The organism is Hoylesella shahii (assembly GCF_937990675.1).
GTDB classification, from domain to species: Bacteria; Bacteroidota; Bacteroidia; order Bacteroidales; family Bacteroidaceae; genus Prevotella; species Prevotella shahii.
Genome location: NZ_CALKQY010000028.1, coordinates 1 through 20,026 on the forward strand (window position 1 = coordinate 1; position 20,026 = coordinate 20,026).

Consider the following 20,026-nt stretch of genomic DNA (forward strand, 5'->3'; position numbering starts at 1 on the left):
AGCTGCTCAACGGAAGCATCCACATGCAGATGTTCTGCGGTGTGCTGATAGACCCTAAGTACATTTTGCCCAAACGTAGAACTTATTTGTTCCTTCTGCACAAGCACCTAAGTTGATGCCTTGTCCTCCTCCCCCACTTTTACAATGGCTAAATGCATTTTCCTCCTCTACATCTTATGCACTTTTTTAAAACCCATTGTTACGTTACGCGTGATAACACTGAGCAAAAACAACGGTTTTGACACCCAAACCGCCCGATGACGCATAATAGTCGCTCTCATTATTTGTAAAATATTTACACCAAATTTTAACATTATGAGTGCCTTCGTTGTGAAAATTCCTGGCGTGGGGCTTATTTTTGCGCGTATTTCTGAAGTTTATAACACGCTGGTTTACTGACATTTACCAATAAAAACGCAAAAATATACCATTTTTTGGCGTTGAATAGAGGATTGCTGCATAATTAAACACGTCGCTAAAAGTCACTAAGCGGTTTTCCTTTCCTAATTACTAAAACGCTTATTAGCAACCATTTATAAGTTTCGTACACATTTCTTGTGTACTACTTACAGCATAAAAACATGCGTTTTGCTGCATTTCACCCCGCGTTTAGCACCATTTCACCCCGCGTTTAGCACCACTTAGCATTGCGTTTTGCAGGAGTTAGCATTGCGTTTTGCTGCATATTGCAATGCGTTTTGGTGCTAAATGCAGTACATCTGCAAAGCTTTAAACCGAATATTCATAACGTTTCGAACCCAAAATTGGGGCAGTTTTTCTTCAAAAAGAAAGGCAAAAGCATAGTAAATTGCAAAAAACGGGGTGAACAAGTGCGCAAAACCCACCGCCCCTTTCGCCTATTTGCCACATTTTACATACGTTTTGAGAGGATTGTTTGTCTAGATGTAGCAGCCACAAAAACATGTTTTGTAAAATATTCTTATCGTCTTAACGATTCTCTAATTGACTTTAGCCACAAAAAAGCCCACCCCATGCACCCTCGAAAGGGAGCAGGGATGGGACAATGATTAGTTTCTAGAGGATATTAACAGACTCATAGGCGTTATTAACAACTTTCTAGGCGATACAATCTACCTACTAGGCACTATCAATAACCCTATAAGCGTTTGTTGATAACCTACAAGGCGATACAATCTACCTACTAGGTGCTATCAATAACCTTCAAAGCGTTTGTTGATAACCTTCTAGAGGTTATTAACGAATAACTTTCTCTGTTTTCTTTGTGCCATCGGCATACCTCGTTACAACGATGTTAACCCCTTCGAAGGGCTGTGCCGACTGCATACCGGCAGCATTGTAATAGCTAACGCTTACCACGCGCTTACCGCCAGCAGGCTGTTCCACGCCCATTGTGGTTTGGCGCTTCACTGTTAAGCTGCGTTTGGCTGGTGTAATTGTTTGGTTAAGCTCGGTTGGAATGCTCAACACATACACTTGCTTACCCGCGCACACTAAGTTGCCAGCTGGGTCGAAGGCCATCTGATATACCTCTGCGCCAATGCCTTCGTAGCTGTATTTCTTAGTTAGCGTGGGTGTAGAACCGTTCCATGCCACATCAAAGAATTGCAAGGCATAGCTACCATCGCATATCACGAGCGTTTTGCCATCGTCGCTAACAGCAAAACCCGACCGGCGCGAGCCATTAAGATTGTCGGCCCAATCGGGATTACCCGAATTAAAGGTGCAATTACCATCCTTATCCACAAACATAAGCGAGGGTACACCCTTAGTGTTGTTGCCAGCACCGCGGAACTGTGCCACCCAAAGTCCTCCGTCAGGACCAGCAGCCAGGTTGTCGTCGGTGTTGATTAGTCCTGCCACCTTTAGCATTTTGCTTGGTTCTTTGTTCCACGAAGTAAGCACCGAACCATCGGCCTGGCCAATGTTATACACGCCAATGGCCGCCTTCAGGTCTTCGAGGCACACATATAGTTTGGCATCGGCACCACTTCCTGTGGCCAGCACCATCGAAGCCGACGAGCCAACGTTTTGTCCATCGTTGGTGATAAGTCCCTTTTCGTTGCGTTGTCCGATAAAGAACTGTTCGAAATTGCCCTCCATCTGTGCCGGGTTGGCGATAAACACGCCCGAATTGTTATCGCTATATTCGGCAATATAAAGTTTGCCAGTGGCGTCAACACTCATTCGGTAGTTGCCCGTGAGGTTTTGTCCGCCTTTATAAGGCATGGTATTGGTGCGCACGCCGTTGGCATTGCACACGTAAACGCCCGTAGCCTCGGCCTTTTTCTTATCGCTTTCGCCCACGTAGATACGTCCAAAGAAATCGCTTTCGGTGCTCTTGTCTATGGCCACCGTGGCGCGATTGTAGGCAGTTGTAGCCGCTTCGGGGTTAATGCGGTTAATCATAGCGATGTGATTGCCAGTGAGGCACACAGCCCAGTTAAGTTCTTGCTTAAGCGCACCCGGCAGTTGGTCGGTGGCAAAGTCGAAACTATTGTGGCCTTCTATCACATTGTTAAGAGGCAATTGTCCCACTTCGGTGCCCGTTTTGGCATCGGTAAACACCAGTTTAGCCGTTGTGGGCTGCGCATTGGCATCAAACGAGAAGGTGTAACGTTCGCCAGTCTGGGCCAAACGCAAGTTGTAGGCATACACACCTTTCACTGCGGGCTGTTCAACGCCCTTAGTGGTAAAGTTGGTTAGCACGCTATCGGCAACAAGGGTAAGGGTGATGTCGGTTCCGTTAACGGTGGCAGTGGCAGCCATGAAGCCAACATTTTGCAGAGGCGAGGCAAGGTCTAAGGAAGAGGTTTTAATCAGTTGTGCCTTCTCCAAGCCCTCACTAACATCAAACAGACGCAGTCCGGCCACCTTTTCGTCCTTGAGATAAGGCGTGGCCAAGAGTGTGTGTTTGGCATATTTAAAGAACACAGCTCCCGAGGCAGCAGCCACTTCGCCCTCGCCACCTAAGATATTGGCAGGCAAGCGGCCCAACACTTTGCTATCCACATTAGAAGATTGGGCAGGCTGGAACTCCATAGGAGGCGTAACATTGCCATCAACCACCCATTGTTCGTCGCCAAAGGGCGATGCCGACAGCTTATAATCTTTGCCCAACTTCACCTCAGTGAGATTGCTGCTGGCATTGAATGTTTTCTCAGTAAAGAGCGAAGCAGTGATGGTGTTGTTTTCAACGTAGAGCACCAAGTTTCTGATACCCTTAGCCACACCGTTGGCATTGGTGGCGCCAACAATCACCTTACAGCTTTTGGCAGCACCACTCACAGCCACCGTTTTACCCATATCGGCGTTATAGAAGTTAACCGAGCTTTGCGTTGTGAGCCATTCAGTGGGGTTGGCATCCATGTCTTGCCATTTAAAAATGCGCAGAGTGCCACGCTTATACCCCTCATCCACATCCACTTGTTCATCGCTGAACTGGCATTGCACACTGTTTACGCCCACCAACTGTCCGTCGGCAGTAAAAGCGATGTCGTTCAAACGACTGTGGAAGCCCTTATTATCGGTTTCGGCAGCAGGCAGTCCGTTGGTGCTGATTTGTTTTTCAATTTTCTTAGTGGCGTTGTTCACCAGATAAAGTTGGGGCGTACCGTTGTCGTCGGTCAAAATCACCGTTTTACCTTCGCGACAGATGGCCCGTTTCACCACCCCCTTTAGCTTCAAGGTAACAGCCTCTTCGGTCTTCATATTCAGGGCCTCGGGCATGGTTAAGTAAGCCGGTTGCACGGGGTCGGGATAGTTTTTGAAGTTTTGTTTAGGCGGTTCGAAGCCCACGGCCTCAAGATAGAGTTTGGTATAAGCCGTTTGATTGGCCTTTACCACCAGTTTATCCATACTCTGTGCCACAAGCTTTTGGTACTCGGTGGATGTGGCATCGGCAGTAAAATTGCCTTGGGGCTTGTAGCCATCGAGCGTTGCACGCACGGAGTATTCGCCTGGTTCGAGGTCTTCGAACACAAAGATGCCATTGTAAAGCGTATCAACCTGATAGCTTTTCAGCGCTTTATCGCCCTTAAAGAGCGTAACCTTTGCCCCGTTGAGTGGCATCCATTGGTCGTTGGTGCGTGGCGCATAATGAAACAAAGGGTTAACAATAAGCTGGTGAAGATCTTTCACAGTGCCCATGATATAGCCAGTGGTTTCGGGTTGAAGATTAAATATTTGCGCCAATCCACGTGTCATTCTTATAGCATCCTGCTTGCAGTAGTCGGCATTGAGCGCACGATGGCGTGCGGGCTGATAAGTATGGAAATAGCCTTCGATAAGAAAACCAGGCACACCATGCTTTAAAACGCCCAGATAGCCTTCGTAGTCGCCATGTGTGCCTTTGCGCACGGCCGAGCTACCATAAAAAGAGATGTCGCCCCTAACATTAACATTGGTTCTGCTGTAAAAGCTTTGCGGGTCAAGTTCGTCCATGTAATGCGGTTCCCACATCTTCATGGCCATGTCTCGGCTTCCAGCAACCAAGTCGCCATTTTCGCCATCACGCCCCCTATAAAGAATGAGGGGATAATTGGTGTTGCCCCCATCGGTGGCAGCATTAGAGTGCACCGAGATAAAGAAGTCCATGTTGTTGGCGTCTACCTCTTCGCAAATTTCAGACAAAGCGCGGTCGAACTTTTTGTTTTCGGCATTGCCTTCAACGTAAGGATAGGGTCCGTTGTCGGTTCTTGAGAGCATAATGTTCTCGCGTTTCACACCCATCTTCACCAGTTTGTCTACCATGGGTAGAGTTCTCATCAAGACAGTGGTCGACTCATAGAATCCGTTTTTCCCAGGTCTTCCTGTTTCAGGCAAGTTGGGATAAGGGATAGTGGGCAGCGGACGGTCGTTAGGTCCGTAGCACCCATGTCCAGGATTGAGGTAGATGCGCAATTGTTTTGCGTCTTTTGTTTGAGCTTGCGCAAGCCCAACAAAGGCCATTGCGATAAAAAGTAAAAATTTCTTCATGGCTGTAGGCTTTTAGTTACGTTCATTACATAGGCCTTTCCGTTAGGCGTAGAAAAAACAATCTTGCCTGCCTTAGTAGCCACTTTGGGATACATGGCAATGAGCGAGTCGGGTGTTAGCGTTTGCTTTTGTCCCTGAAGGTTAGTGGCCACGATGTGCGAAGCATAAACAAAGTCGCCATCGTCTTCATCATACATACCCACAACGGTGTTGTCGTCCCACCATTGCGGAGCCCTAATAACGCCAAGCGGCCTTACATCAGTTCCATCGAGATTGCACACAAAAGTGCCTTCTGCCCCCACGTAATACAAAATCTTGGTTCCGTTGGGCGAAAGCGATGGCCACAGATAACTCTTATCCTTACCATTGGGCGAGAGATTGTGTGTTTTTCCGTTACGCGAAATCATCAATTGGCGGTTGTTGATGCTTAGCACCACCCCTTTTTTGTTAGAAACTTTGCTTTCGAAGCCTTTAGCCGCAACCTGTCCGCGCGTCACGGGCATAGCAGCTTGATTGTTGATGCTCACCCCTTGCAGGCTGCGTGTGGGAGCAACAAGTTCTTGGCTTTTTCCCGTTTCGAGGTTTATGCTGTGCAAAGACACCATGCGAAGTCGTCCAGCGGTGAACGAAATTTCGCGATACACCACCCTTTTGCCATCGGGCGACACACGTGCATCATAGCCAGCACCAGCAGCTAGCGAGATGTTTTGCGCCCTACCCGAATTTAAATCCAGCTTAGTGAGTCCGCGATTGTCGTCGGCTGTGAGCAAAAGAAAATCTCCCTGCCCACTGATAGCCACCACCTTGCTCCCCACATCGGGTGGAAGCGCCACTGGAGCGAGGCTGTTAACGTTAAAAACTTGTGCCCCAGCGCCAACAGATAATGTGGCAGCAAAGGCTAATAATAATTTTCTCATACGAAGCTTGTTTTAGGTTAAAAAAATACTGTTAAGTTTATTAGCAAGCAAGTTCACGTAGGAAAGATTGTGCAGCACATTGCTTTGAAAATACGAATGTGGACATTAGTTGGCATGTTGCTGGTAGAAAAGAAAGATTTCTCATCATGATTGTGCGCACTTTAGTCTACAGCTTGTATAGAAAGCAGACATCAAAGAGAGGCATAGCACATAGCAATCAATACATGAACGTATAAATTTAGGCTTTCATTGGCTGCGCACCTACAGCCGAAAGATGGTCGTTGCGATGGTGTTGAGGACATATTGCCCATGGTTTTGCATGCAAAGCAGGCGATTAAAGTTGCACGATAAAGACTTGTAACTCCTCATCATTGCCCTTAAATTCGCTCTTGTGGCAAGCTCATCCCTTGATATTCTCTAGTAAAAACAAATCAAAATAATAAGTTTCTTAAAGTTTTGCATCACATTTGGTTGTTATTTCGAATGCAACAAACTAGGCTTCGCTGGCATAAAATATGCTTTTTGTGGCCTTTGATGCTCGATTGTGCGAAGTTAAGAAATAAACAACGACCTGCAATAAGACTTAATTTATTTTCATGATATTTAAATTTTGTAATGAACTAAATCCCAATAAAAAGCCCAAAACAGGCCTAAGAAAAGCAAAAAAGGAAAATTTTGAATGTTAACAAACCCAAGAAAAACATCCCAATAACAGCAAAACAGATAGAAAATAACTTGCAACAGGAATAGCTATTCGTAAACATTAAAAATAAATTTGCCCAGAGTGCACCGTGCAAAATGAGCTTTTAACAGAGAATAAGACGAAAAGTTGTTTGCTATATTTGTTAAATAAATAACAAATTGCTATCTTTGTAACTTAAAAACAACTGTTAGATGCATGATAAGCATTGGTAACAAAACAACTTTGAGAGATGAAAAAACGCGCAGTTGCTTTTTGCTGGATGGCCCTGCTGTGGATGCAAGCAGCACAGGCACAAACTAGATGCGTGGTGGTAGACATGGAAACGCGCCGCCCGCTTAAAGCAGTGCGGGTGATAACAGAAGACAACATCACGGTTGAAACCGACTATACGGGCACGTGTTTGTTACCAAAAACATTTAAAAAACTGAAGTTTGTGGGCTATGGATATATGCGCCGACTGATGAATAAGGAAGAACTAACGGATACGGTGCAGCTGCTTTCCACTATGCTTAACGAAGTGGTGGTGTATGGAAAGGCACCAAAACCAGGTTTCGATATTAAAGAAGCTGCAAGGCGGAGTGCACGAATTGGAGCTAGTATGTCGCCAGGAGGGTTTGGAGGATTTGACTTCTTTAGAATGTTCGACAAGCGCACAAGACGCCCTTCGAAGAAAGAACGCGAAGCTAACGAACGCATACTTAAAACCTACTAACTGCCAAGTGTGACAGTGAAGCTTAATGCTTCGGCCATACAATCATGCAGCTTTTACCCTATCTTCGGCCCCAAAAAGGCGTTCGCCCAATAACCCAAACAATAAAAAAACAATTAATACAATACACAAAATGTACTTAAAACAAATTTTCCTTGGCGCATTAGGACTGCTTTTTGCAACCTTTGCACAGGCACAAGCGCCCAAAACAACTGCCAACTACCGTGTGGTGCCCCTTCCACAAGAAATTAGCAACACATCGGCAGGGGCTTTTGCACTCAACGCCCAAACGCGTATTGCCTACCCCAAGGGTAACGCAGTCTTGCAAAAAGATGCCGAACTGCTGACACAATACCTCTTTGAAGCAACCAAAGTGCGCCCCACACTTACCACTAACGCACAAGGGCGCAACCTCATTGTGCTGTCGGCCACACTGAAAAACAACAATAAGGAGGCCTATCGCCTTGATGTAAGCAAAGACCGCATTAGCATCAACGGAGCTTCGGCTGCCGGAACGTTCTATGGCATACAAACATTGCGCAAGGCGATACCGCAAACAGGAGCGCAAAAACTGTTTTTTCCCAGCGTAACCATCAACGACCAGCCCCGCTTTGGTTATCGTGGCGCGATGCTCGACGTGGCTCGACACTTCTTCTCGTTCGAAGAAGTGAAAACCTTTATCGACATCTTGGCCCTGCACAACATCAATCGCTTTCATTGGCACTTAACAGATGACCAAGGTTGGCGCATAGAAATAAAGAAGTATCCGCGACTAACCGAGGTTTCGTCGATGCGTCCCGAAACGATGGTGGGCCACGATGCGAGTAAGTTCGACGGCAAACCACATGGCGGATTTTACACACAAGAACAAGCTCGAGCCATTGTGAAATATGCAGCCGATAGACATATCATGGTTGTTCCCGAAATAGACATGCCTGGACACATGGTTGCAGCCTTGGCAGCTTATCCAGAATTGGGTTGCACAGGCGGTCCCTATAAGGTGCGCACCACGTGGGGTGTGGCCGAAGACGTGCTATGTGCAGGCAACGAACGCACCCTGAAGTTTGCCAAAGATGTGCTTTCGGAGGTGATGAACATCTTCCCTGGCGAATATCTCTACATTGGTGGCGACGAATGTCCAAAGTCGAGCTGGGAAAAATGCTCACGTTGCCAAGTCCTTATTAAAGAAAAAGGATTGGCAACAGACGAAAAACATACGGCCGAAGAACGCCTCCAAAGCTACTTTATGAGCGACATAGCCAACTTTATCACGGCTCATGGACGCAAAGTTGGCGGTTGGGACGAGATTTTGGAGGGCGGAATAGCCCCCAATGCCACAGTGCTGTCGTGGCGTGGAATGGAAGGTGGCATAGAAGCAGCACGATTAGGACACGACGCCATAATGTGTCCTGTGTCGCATCTCTACCTAGACTATTACCAAACGGCCGATCGCGAGAGTGAACCAACGGCCTTTAATGGCTTCATACCCATTGAAAGAACCTACGACTTCAACCCCGTATCGCCCAAACTTACTGCCAACGAGGCTAAACACATCATCGGTGTGCAAGCAAACGTATGGACGGAATACATGAAGACGTTTAAACAAGTGGAATATATGACGCTGCCTCGACTGGCTGCAGCAAGCGAAGTGCAATGGACAATGCCCGAAAAGAAAAACTTTGACGACTTTGCCAACCGCATGCCACAACTACTCAATGTGTATAACTTGAACAAATACAACTATGGGCGCCACTTGTTCAATGTGAACATCGACGTAACGGCTGCAGACAAACCCGGTAGCATCAACATAACGCTTACTGCACGCAAGGGGGCCACCATCTATTACACCCTTGATGGAAGCAAACCCACAACAAAGTCCAACCGATATACACAAACCTTCACCGTGAACAAAAGCTGTAAACTGCGCACCATCGCCGTTTATCCAAGCTTCACTAGTGGCGAGAACACTGAAGACTTACTCATCAGTAAGGCTACTATGGCCAACGTGAAATATAACGTTGAACCAAACAATAAATACCCAGGACTGTCTCCTCGCGAACTAACTAACGGCCTACAAGGTAACGTTATCTTTAACTCTGGTAGATGGGTGGGATACGAAGGCAAAGACCTTGACCTCACAATAGACCTCGGTGAGGTGAAACCCATCCGCCTTATTAGCGTGCGCACATTGGTAAGTCCGTCGCAATGGATTATGCCTCATCGCGGTATATGGATGTGGGTGAGCACAGACGGCAAGAACTTCGAAGACATTTACGACCTACCAGCAGAACCAATGCCGGCCAATAAGCCCGACTATATCGACACAGACAACGTGCTTTTGCCTATGCCGAAAGACGCACGCTATGTTCGCATCAAGATGTTATCTGAAAAGAGCATGCCTGCTTGGCATCCCAATGCTGGAAAAACAGCTTGGTTGTTTGTAGATGAGATTACGGTGGAATAGTTATGTTGCGTAATCGCACAACGTAAAGCAATACGCAACAGAATTAAAAGAATGGAGAGACTTGTGACTGCTCTGCATGTGGTAACCCAAAAGCGGTAAACCACGGCAAGAAGCACACAGGTCTCTCCAATTGTATTTGTATGTTAACCTCAGAACGATATAAAAGGCTGCACGATAAGCTGCTTCCTAACAATAAGATAGAGAGCAAAACGAACCACTAACGTTGCGTAAAGCCAAAAACACTAAATCACCTAATGACGTAAAACAACGCTAAAAGCTAAGGATAAGTAACTACCGCTTGCGTAATTCCCAAAAAGCAACGGCCGAAGCAGCAGCAACATTAAGCGAGTCGACACCATGGGCCATGGGTATGCGCACCACATAATCGGCTTGCGCAATCATTTCGGAGGGCAATCCATCTCCTTCGGTACCCATAACGATGGCTAAACGAGGTTCGGTTTTCAGTTTGTCGTCGTCTAGCGAAATAGAATGATGCGTTAAAGCCATAGCAGCCGTACGAAATCCCAAAGCTGAAAGTTGAGCTAAAGGTTGTTTAGACCACGTCCATGGCACAAGAAACACCGACCCCATAGACACGCGCACGGCACGACGATTAAGAGGGTCGCACGCATTTTGTGCCAAAACAACGGCATCAATGCCCAATGCAGCCGCCGAACGGAATATGGCTCCAATATTAGTAGTATCAGAAACGCCATCAATAACACACACTCTCGACGCACGAGCACACACCTCTGTAACACTAGGCATAGGCTTACGGCGCATGGCACAAAGCACACCACGGGTAAGTGTGTAGCCAGTTAGTTGGGCTAACAACGCACGTTCGCCTGTATATACAGGGATATCACCGCATCGCGCAATGATGTCTGCGGCATCTCCCACAATGTGTCGCTCCTCACATAACATCGACAAAGGTTGGTAACCGGCATCTAGAGCCACACGAATAACTTTCGGACTCTCTGCTATGAACACACCTTTTTCAGGTTGAAGCGTGTTGCGCAACTGCGTTTCGGTTAGTGCACTGAACACTTCAACACCAGGATGAGTGAGCGATGTAATTCGTTCTATCGACATGAAAAGGATTTTTTAAACAGAAAAAGGTGAAAGATGGGGTGGAGACACTGGCACGGCCTGTTAGAACGCTAACCAAAAGCTTGCAAACGCAGCAACTAAATGCCAGCAGGAGCCATCACTTATTAACGTTAAACCATTAGAAAGCTGATTTATCCCGTCTCAATCGTCCAGTCAAATTAGCTTAACACCCAATTAAAAGACTACTCGTTGAGGTTCATTGTCTGCAACAGCGTGCCGTCTGTTTGATAAACATTGATCACGCCATCTTCGTAAGTAGCGAACGTTGGGGGATTTCCACCCTTGGGAAAAGTTATCGAACCAAGATTACAAACCACGCCTTGGGGTGTGCGCGTTAGTTCCCAAAGGTGCGTATGACCATAAAAAAGAGCGTCGCATTTACCCACTGGTCTGCACTCCTTATTATATAAGTGTCCATGAGTAAGTATCAAACGTTTCCCACCGTCCACAAGAAGCAGATAATCGGCCATAATTGGGAAGTTGAGCAACATCTGGTCGACCTCCGATTCGCAATTACCACGAATGGCCACAATATCATCGGCCATGGCATTCAGTCGGTCGACAACCCCTTTAGGGTCGAGTCCCTCAGGCAATTGGTTGCGCGGGCCATAGTTGATAATGTCGCCTAAGACGCAAAGCATGTCGCACTTCTGTTCGTTATAAAACTGCAATGCACGCTCCAAGGCAGGCAAACAGCCGTGTATATCAGAAATTAATAGATATTTCATTCTCTGTATATTAAATATTTTGTTGCGGATGATGACATATTATTGCCAAGAATCCAGCAAAAAGTCATTACTTTCGTATGATGGTAGATAAATAACCAAAGTCCAAGCATCAGCCAAAAGAAGCAAACTTAGACTTTATCCCTCGCCAACGATGCACTTTATTAATAACGCATTCCTTTGTAGAGCAATTAAAAACAGTGCGAAGTTACAAAATATATGCCATCAACACAAATATAACACCCATAAAATTCTAAGTAAACAAAGGCATTCGTACATTTTCACAGCCCGTCAAAGTAAGCTGTCTCCTGCAAAAAAAGCCCGACCACATACACATGCAGTCGGGTTCTCTCTACTAACATAAAAATTTCTTCGTTCAATATCCGTATCACGCGGTACGAGGCGGAAACTTGAAAGCTATTCCCAACTCTCCATTCCCTTAATTAATGGCCTACTCTAACCCTCTCTACGGTCTTGACGAAGCGACGTTGTGTGTCTAATGCTACTGAAATTACCTTGTGTTAAAATCATCAGACAACCGATATTCAACGTCTTACCATGTAACTAATCCTTGAATAAATCTTTATTGCCAATCTAATACCTACAGTATTGTCAACACTACTAAGTTTTGATAAACATCGTAGGCTGTATCTACCTTATCTAACTTCTTTATTTCTTTTCGGCTGCAAAGATACAAATACTTTCCATAGATATGTTATAAAACATGTGAAAAGTGCTTATTTTTCAGGACAACCGATTGCACAATCGTTATGAATCGAACTTTAAATATGGGTTTTGGAATACAATAAATAAAAAGTGTGAAACAGAACAATTAAATGGTTAACAATAAAATAGCCCTGTAAACACATGAAAATAACAGCCCAACGAAAGCGCTTAAGAAGTAAAGTCGCTCGCCATCAATACTCTTCCATTTCTCTTCAAACCACACCTCAATACCACAAAGCTTGAGATGATGTAAAATTCTCTCATTAATTATGTGTTTAAGATTTGCGAAATCAGAAAAAAGAACGTAAATTTGCAAGCATAATAAATTGATTGTATTATTGGTATGAATAAAATTCTTAGTTCAGTTGTCTTATTGACATTCGTATTATTGTTAGGGAGTTGTGGAGGAAGTAAAGAGGTTGTATATTTCCAAAACATTGATGGTGTTAGCCTCGAAGGTTCTAAGGGCCTATACGAAGCTAAGATAATGCCCAAGGATCAATTGTCTATCACCGTGGTAACAACTGACCCTGCTGCCGCTGCTCCATTCAACCTGACTGTGGGCAACAGTGTTGGTACAAAAGGACAGTTGGCTCAAGGCTCCAACCTTCAAACCTATTTGGTTGACAACAACGGTGACATTGAATTCCCCGTAATAGGAAAGGTGCATGTAGGCGGACTAACAAAGAATCAATGCCAAGACCTTATAAAGAGCAAGATTGCAGGCTATTTGGCTGCTAGCGAAAACCCTATTGTTACTGTTCGCATGGCTAGCTACCAAGTAACTGTACTCGGTGAGGTTTCAAAACCCACCGTAATACCCGTAACCAGTGAAAAGATGAGCATCGTTGAAGCACTGGCACAAGCTGGTGACCTCACCATTTACGGACGTCGAGACAACGTTATGCTGCTTCGCGAGAACCCCGATGGTCGCAAAGAGGCACACCGCATAGACCTACGCGACGCCAATCTCATCAATTCTCCTTACTATTATTTACAACAAAACGACGTAATTTACGTTGAACCCAACAAGACTAAAGCAAGCAACTCGAAAATAAGCACCTCCACAACCATTTGGTTCTCGGTGGTAAGCAGCGTGTTGTCACTCACAACTTTAATTGTAAACCTTGTTAGATAACAGCAACAACACAGTGAGGGATGTTTTTCGACATCCCTCTACTTGTTTAAAATAGCCAAGGCTAAATAAAGATAAACACAGGATGGAACCATTGAAACATGAATGTGGTGTGGCCATGATAAGGCTACTTAAGCCACTACAGTACTACCAACAGAAATATGGCACATGGATGTATGGGCTTAACAAGCTCTATCTGCTCATGGAAAAACAACACAACCGCGGACAAGAAGCTGCGGGAATGTCGTGCGTTAAACTTAAAACAACTCCTGGAAACGAATACATGTTTCGCGAAAGAGCTGAAGGAAGCAACGCCATTACCGAGATTTTCGGAACCGTGCAGAAAAAGTTTGCCCAAGAAACTGCCGAGCACCTTGCTGATGCTAGCTACGCCGAACAAACGCTTCCCTTTGCTGGAGAACTGTATATGGGCCACCTGAGGTATTCTACAACTGGCAAAAGTGGACTCTCTTACGTTCACCCCTTCTTACGAAGAAACAACTGGCGAGCCAAAAACCTTAGTCTTTGTGGCAACTTTAACATGACCAACATCGGTGAGATTTTCGAAAGACTCACACGACAAGGCCAATGCCCACGCATCTATAGCGACAGCTACATCATGCTTGAGCTGATGGGACACCGACTAGACCGCGAAGTGGAACGCAACTTTGTTGACGCGCAAGTAAAAGGATTAACCGACACTGATATCACAAACTACATCGAAGACAATGTCAACGTGGCCAATGTGCTACGCACCACCATGCCTCATTTCGATGGCGGATATGTTGTTTGTGGCGTAACAGGCAGCGGCGAGATGTTTTCTATGCGCGACCCATGGGGCATCAGACCTGCTTTTTATTATAAAAACGACGAAGTTGTTGTGGTGGCTAGCGAACGTCCTGTGCTACAAACCACCTTCGCCATCGAATGCGACGACGTGAATGAACTTGAACCTGGAACGGCTCTCATTGTTAAACGCAATGGCGAATGCCGCATCGAGCGCATCATGGACCAAAAAGCTGATGCCTCGTGCTCGTTCGAAAGAATTTATTTCAGTCGTGGATCGGATGCTGATATCTATAAAGAGCGTAAAAAATTGGGCGAACAACTCACCTACCCCATACTGCGCACCATCGACTTCGACACAAGAAACACGGTGCTTTCTTACATTCCCAACACAGCCGAAGTGGCTTTCTATGGCATGGTTGCTGGATTTAAACGCTACATACGCCAACAACAGGTTAGCCAAATACAAGCCTTAGGCCATGCGCCTACACAAGAAGAGATTGACAACATCTTAAGCGACACCATCCGATTGGAGAAAGTGGCTTGGAAAGACATAAAACTGCGCACCTTCATAGCCGAAGGCAACTCGCGCAACGACTTGGCTTCGCACGTGTACGACGTCACTTACGAAAGCATCAGGCCCTACAAAGATAACCTCGTTATCATCGACGACAGCATTGTGCGCGGAACAACGCTGCAAAAAAGTATTCTGCGCATTCTCGATAGGTTGCATCCTAAACGCATAATCGTGGTGAGCAGCGCACCCCAAATTCGCTATCCCGATTATTATGGCATCGACATGCCTCGACTCGAAGAGTTTTGCGTGTTCCGAGCTACTATCGAATTACTCAAAGAAAAAAACATGCACGCACTCATAAAACAAACCTACGATAACTGCAGAAACGAACTAAAGAAACCCGTAGGCGAAATGACTAACTGTGTGCAACCGATATATAAGGCCGTAACGGTAGACGAAATCAACCAAAAGATTGTGCAGATGCTTCGCCCGCAAGGCGTGTCCACCCCCATCGAACTGGTGTTCCAGTCTATCGAAGGCCTACACGAAGCCATACCCAACCATAAGGGCGACTGGTATTTCACTGGCGACTACCCCACTCCTGGCGGCATGCGACTATGCAATCAGGCCTTCGTAAATTTCATTGAAAAGGTTTATCAAAACGAACAGAAATTCTAAGATATAATGAGAAACGTAACATTAGTTCTGCAAGACGGCACCAAATTTCATGGTAAGTCGTTTGGTTACGATGCGCCTGTTGCAGGCGAAGTGGTGTTCAACACCGCCATGATGGGCTACCCCGAGAGTCTTACCGACCCCTCCTACGCTGGTCAGCTGGTAACACTCACCTTCCCTTTGGTTGGTAACTATGGTGTTCCGCCCTTCACCTTCACTGCCGATGGGCTGCCCACGTTTATGGAGAGCGACCATATACACGCTTCGGCCGTAATCGTGAGCGACTATAGCGAACAATATAGCCACTGGAACGCACACGAAAGTTTGGCCGACTGGCTTAAAAGAGAACATGTTCCTGGCATCACGGGCATCGACACGCGCGAACTAACCAAAGTATTGCGCGAACATGGCGTGATGATGGGCCAGATTATTTTCGACGATGAACCCAACAATATTCCCCAAGCACAATACGAAGGGGTGAACTTTGTTGACCGAGTTAGCTGCAAAGATATTATTAAATATAACGAAGGGGCTGGAAAACGCGTGGTTCTCGTTGACTGTGGTGTTAAGGCCAACATCATTCGCAACCTCATCGAACGTGGACTTGAGGTGGTGCGCGTACCCTGGAACTACGACTATACCGGCATGGAATTCGATGGCTTGTTCCTTGGAAATGGCCCTGGCGACCCCGACCTGTGCCAAGAGGCAGTAGACATTCTGCGACAACAGATGAACAAGAGCCGCAAACCCATCTGCGGTATATGCATGGGCAACCAACTAATGGCTAAGGCTGGCGGTGCTAACATTTACAAATTGAAATACGGACACCGCTCACACAACCAACCTGTACGCATGGTTGGCACCGACAAATGTTACGTAACAAGCCAAAACCACGGCTATGCCGTAGATGCTTCCACCTTGGATAAAGACTGGAGCGAACTGTTTGTGAACATGAACGACGGTAGCAACGAGGGCGTGCGCCACAACACCAACCCTTGGTTTACATCGCAATTCCACCCCGAAGCCTGCTCCGGACCGGTTGACACGCTGTTTATGTTCGACCTCTTTGTAGAAAAACTCACCCTTTAAAACCCCTAGAAAAAAATGAAAGACGAAAGCATAAAGAAAGTGTTGCTGCTGGGTTCCGGCGCATTGAAGATTGGCGAAGCGGGTGAATTCGACTACTCTGGCTCGCAAGCCCTTAAGGCTCTACGCGAAGAGGGTGTTAAAACTGTGCTCATCAACCCCAACATCGCCACAGTGCAGACCTCGGAAGGCGTGGCCGACCAAATATATTTCTTACCCGTTCAGCCTTATTTCGTTGAACGTGTCATCGAGAAAGAACGTCCTGATGGCATCCTTCTTGCCTTTGGCGGACAAACTGCGCTTAACTGCGGTGTGGAACTTTATCAAAGCGGCGTGCTGCAAAAATATGGCGTTAAGGTACTGGGTACGCCCGTTCAAGCTATTATGGACACCGAAGACCGCGAACTCTTTGTTGAAAAACTCAATGAGATTAACGTCAAAACCATCAAAAGCGAGGCATGTGCCACCATCGAACAAGCTCGCCGAGCTGCAGAAAATCTTGGCTACCCTGTTATCTTGCGCGCCGCTTACGCCTTGGGCGGACTGGGCAGCGGCTTCTGTGATAACGAGGAAGAACTAAACAAACTGGCCGAGAAAGCTTTCTCTTTCTCTCCTCAAGTGCTCGTTGAAAAGAGTCTTAAGGGATGGAAAGAAATTGAATACGAGGTGGTACGCGACCGCTTTGACAATTGCATCACTGTTTGTAACATGGAAAACTTCGACCCGCTTGGCATTCATACAGGCGAGAGTATCGTTGTTGCCCCCTCGCAAACACTTAGCAATAGCGAATACCACAAGCTGCGCGCACTCTCTATTAAGATTGTTAGACACATCGGTATCGTTGGCGAATGCAACGTGCAATATGCCTTCGACCCCAAAAGCGAAGACTATCGTGTCATCGAAGTTAACGCCCGACTGAGTCGCTCTTCGGCCCTCGCCTCTAAGGCTACTGGCTATCCCTTGGCTTTTGTTGCTGCCAAACTGGGCATGGGATACGGACTCTTCGAACTGAAAAACTCGGTGACTAAAACCACTAGTGCTTTCTTCGAACCTGCTCTCGACTACGTTGTCTGCAAAATTCCTCGCTGGGACTTGAGCAAGTTCCGGGGCGTTGACAAAGAACTAGGCTCGTCGATGAAGTCGGTTGGAGAGGTAATGGCCATCGGTCGCAACTTCGAAGAGGCCATCCAAAAGGGACTGCGCATGATTGGACAAGGCATGCATGGCTTTGTCGAGAACAAGGAATTAAAGATCGATGATATTGATGCAGCACTGCGCGAACCCACCGATAAGCGTGTGTTCATCATTTCGAAAGCCATGCACAAGGGCTACACCATCGACCAAATACACGAACTTACCAAGATAGACAAATGGTTCTTGGAAAAGCTAAAACACATCATTGACATTGACGAAAGCCTGAAACGCTGCACCAGTGTGAATGTTCTGGATAAGGAATTGCTGCGTACAGCAAAGGTGTATGGCTTCACCGACTTCCAAATTGCTCGCGCCGTGGGACTTGAACAAGAGATGGGCAACATGCACAAGGCCGCCTTGGTGGTGCGCAACTTGCGAAAATCCTATGGCATCCTGCCTGTTGTTAAGCAAATCGACACGCTCGCGGCCGAATATCCTGCACAAACCAACTACCTCTACCTCACCTATTCGGGCGTGGCAAGTGATGTGCGCTTCGACAACGACCGCCGTTCTATCGTTGTGCTTGGCTCGGGTGCTTATCGCATTGGCTCTTCTGTTGAGTTCGACTGGTGTGGTGTGCAAGCGCTTAACACTATACGTCGCGAGGGCTATCGCTCGGTGATGATTAACTACAACCCCGAAACGGTATCTACCGACTATGATATGTGCGACCGACTGTATTTCGACGAACTCACATTCGAACGTGTGATGGACATTATAGACCTTGAAACGCCTCATGGTGTGATAGTGTCTACTGGCGGACAAATACCCAACAACTTGGCCATGAAGCTCGACGAACAGCACGTGCCCATACTTGGAACATCGGCAACCGACATCGACAACGCCGAAGATCGCGCCAAATTCTCGTCTATGCTCACCCGAAATGGCATCAACCAACCCGAATGGAGCGCACTTACATCGATGGATAAAATTAATGAATTTATCGATCGCGTGGGCTTCCCAGTGCTGGTTCGTCCTTCGTATGTGCTGTCGGGAGCTGCCATGAATGTTTGCTCTAACCGCGAAGAGCTTGAACGCTTCTTGCAATTGGCTGCCAACGTTAGCGAAGACCACCCCGTTGTGGTGAGCCGCTTTATTGAGCATGCCAAAGAAATAGAGATGGACGCCGTGGCTAAAGATGGCGAAATTTTGGCCTACGCCATCAGTGAACACATCGAGTTTGCTGGTGTTCACTCTGGAGATGCCACCATACAGTTCCCACCACAAAAGGTTTACATCGAAACAGTGCGACGCATTAAGCGCGTTAGCCGCCAGATAGCCAAAGAATTACATATCTCTGGACCATTCAACATCCAGTTTATGGCTCGCGACAACGACTTGCTGGTTATCGAATGCAACCTGCGCGCCTCGCGTTCGTTCCCCTTTGTGAGCAAGGTGCTTAAACTCAACCTCATTGACTTGGCCACTCGCGTAATGCTTGGCTTGCCTGTTGAGAAGCCTAAGAAAAACCTTTTCGACCTCGATTACGTGGGTATCAAGGCATCGCAGTTCTCGTTCAACCGCCTACAAAAGGCCGACCCCGTGCTGGGTGTCGACATGGCGTCTACTGGCGAGGTGGGTTGCTTGGGCGACGACACCAACTCGGCACTCCTTACAAGTATGCTTTCGGTGGGTCATCGCATCCCCAAGAAAACTGTTTTGCTATCAACGGGTGGCGGAAAACAAAAAGCCGAAATGCTAGAGGCGGCCAAACGCTTGGTAAAAAATGGCTACGAACTATATGCCACTAGCGGAACTTCGCGCTTTCTCAACGAAAACGGCATTAGCAACACCACTGTTTACTGGCCTACTGACGAGGGTATGCAACCCAAAGTGCTCGATGTGCTTCGTGATAAGAAGATAGACATGGTGGTGAACATACCCAAAGACCTCACCCCACGCGAACTTACCAACGGCTACAGCATACGCCGTGCAGCCATCGACCTCAACATCCCACTTATCACCAACACGCGTTTGGCCAGCGCTTTTATCACAGCCTTTACCACCATGCGTGTTGAAGACATCGAGATTAAAGCATGGTCGGAATACAAGTAATGTGAGGCCTGGGTTTAATGCAGGTTTCGCAAGTGCTTGATTAGCACTAGCATTCTTCGCGAAAACAGTAATCAAGCTTAGCTCTTACACACGAGCGCGCATGTTAACAACTAACATTGCGCGCTCGTTTTTTTATTTATCTCATGCCACTCTCTTTTCATCGCTCTTCAATCAACTAATTATAGCCACCTTAACCCCAACTGGTGGTTAGTCCGTTTATCACCGTTTTTATATTGTTTGCATTACTTCCTGTATATCTTTCGTTGGC

The 20,026-nt window shown here is 46.7% G+C and carries 10 protein-coding genes; 6 read left to right on the plus strand and 4 right to left on the minus strand.

Features of this window, described 5'->3' with window-relative positions:
* Positions 1 to 1,215: 1,215 nt before the first annotated feature.
* Positions 1,216 to 4,956, minus strand: coding sequence for a prealbumin-like fold domain-containing protein (locus QME03_RS04630; protein WP_281723622.1), 3,741 nt, complete (start codon positions 4,954 to 4,956; stop codon positions 1,216 to 1,218).
* Positions 4,953 to 5,873 (minus strand): TolB-like translocation protein, encoded by a 921-nt coding sequence (locus QME03_RS04635; RefSeq protein ID WP_281723623.1) that lies wholly within the window; start codon positions 5,871 to 5,873, stop codon positions 4,953 to 4,955. Before QME03_RS04635 ends, QME03_RS04630 begins: the two co-directional genes overlap by 4 nt.
* 932 nt (positions 5,874 to 6,805) lie before the next feature.
* On the opposite strand from QME03_RS04635, the gene QME03_RS04640 reads away from it, so the two are divergent.
* Both QME03_RS04640 and QME03_RS04645 read left to right on the plus strand, forming a co-directional pair.
* Complete coding sequence (locus QME03_RS04640; RefSeq protein ID WP_232227291.1) at positions 6,806 to 7,288, plus strand: hypothetical protein; 483 nt, start codon at positions 6,806 to 6,808, stop codon at positions 7,286 to 7,288.
* 130 nt (positions 7,289 to 7,418) lie between these two features.
* A complete protein-coding gene (locus QME03_RS04645) occupies positions 7,419 to 9,749 on the plus strand; it encodes a glycoside hydrolase family 20 protein (protein WP_281723624.1) in 2,331 nt (776 codons plus the stop codon).
* Positions 9,750 to 10,040: 291 nt separating this feature from the next.
* Here the strand turns inward: QME03_RS04645 and QME03_RS04650 are convergent, their stop codons facing one another.
* Positions 10,041 to 10,841: a TrmH family RNA methyltransferase gene (locus QME03_RS04650; RefSeq protein ID WP_281723625.1), complete on the minus strand. Its 801-nt coding sequence runs from the start codon at positions 10,839 to 10,841 to the stop codon at positions 10,041 to 10,043.
* A 200-nt stretch (positions 10,842 to 11,041) separates the two neighbouring features.
* Entirely contained in the window at positions 11,042 to 11,587 is a 546-nt protein-coding gene (gene yfcE, locus QME03_RS04655) for a phosphodiesterase (protein WP_110370299.1), read from the minus strand.
* A gap of 1,066 nt (positions 11,588 to 12,653) precedes the next feature.
* Here yfcE and QME03_RS04660 point away from each other — a divergent pair.
* The 4 genes from QME03_RS04660 to carB all read left to right on the plus strand — a co-directional run bounded on the left by QME03_RS04660 (position 12,654) and on the right by carB (position 19,758).
* Positions 12,654 to 13,448: a polysaccharide biosynthesis/export family protein gene (locus tag QME03_RS04660; RefSeq protein ID WP_025815998.1), complete on the plus strand. Its 795-nt coding sequence runs from the start codon at positions 12,654 to 12,656 to the stop codon at positions 13,446 to 13,448.
* A gap of 82 nt (positions 13,449 to 13,530) precedes the next feature.
* Complete coding sequence (locus QME03_RS04665; RefSeq protein ID WP_281723626.1) at positions 13,531 to 15,426, plus strand: amidophosphoribosyltransferase; 1,896 nt, start codon at positions 13,531 to 13,533, stop codon at positions 15,424 to 15,426.
* A gap of 6 nt (positions 15,427 to 15,432) precedes the next feature.
* Positions 15,433 to 16,512: a glutamine-hydrolyzing carbamoyl-phosphate synthase small subunit gene (gene carA / locus QME03_RS04670; protein ID WP_281723627.1), complete on the plus strand. Its 1,080-nt coding sequence runs from the start codon at positions 15,433 to 15,435 to the stop codon at positions 16,510 to 16,512.
* A gap of 15 nt (positions 16,513 to 16,527) precedes the next feature.
* A complete protein-coding gene (gene carB, locus QME03_RS04675) occupies positions 16,528 to 19,758 on the plus strand; it encodes a carbamoyl-phosphate synthase (glutamine-hydrolyzing) large subunit (RefSeq protein ID WP_274946989.1) in 3,231 nt (1,076 codons plus the stop codon).
* Positions 19,759 to 20,026: the final 268 nt, after the last annotated feature.

Excerpts from the sequence above, each read along its gene's own strand:
- QME03_RS04650 (WP_281723625.1), bottom strand. The coding sequence starts at position 10,841 with ATGTCGATAGAACGAATTACATCGCTCACTCATCCTGGTGTTGAAGTG.
- QME03_RS04660 (WP_025815998.1), top strand. The coding sequence starts at position 12,654 with ATGAATAAAATTCTTAGTTCAGTTGTCTTATTGACATTCGTATTATTG.
- yfcE (WP_110370299.1), bottom strand. The coding sequence starts at position 11,587 with ATGAAATATCTATTAATTTCTGATATACACGGCTGTTTGCCTGCCTTG.
- carA (WP_281723627.1), top strand. The coding sequence starts at position 15,433 with ATGAGAAACGTAACATTAGTTCTGCAAGACGGCACCAAATTTCATGGT.
- carB (WP_274946989.1), top strand. The coding sequence starts at position 16,528 with ATGAAAGACGAAAGCATAAAGAAAGTGTTGCTGCTGGGTTCCGGCGCA.
- QME03_RS04640 (WP_232227291.1), top strand. The coding sequence starts at position 6,806 with ATGAAAAAACGCGCAGTTGCTTTTTGCTGGATGGCCCTGCTGTGGATG.
- QME03_RS04665 (WP_281723626.1), top strand. The coding sequence starts at position 13,531 with ATGGAACCATTGAAACATGAATGTGGTGTGGCCATGATAAGGCTACTT.
- QME03_RS04630 (WP_281723622.1), bottom strand. The coding sequence starts at position 4,956 with ATGAAGAAATTTTTACTTTTTATCGCAATGGCCTTTGTTGGGCTTGCG.
- QME03_RS04635 (WP_281723623.1), bottom strand. The coding sequence starts at position 5,873 with ATGAGAAAATTATTATTAGCCTTTGCTGCCACATTATCTGTTGGCGCT.
- QME03_RS04645 (WP_281723624.1), top strand. The coding sequence starts at position 7,419 with ATGTACTTAAAACAAATTTTCCTTGGCGCATTAGGACTGCTTTTTGCA.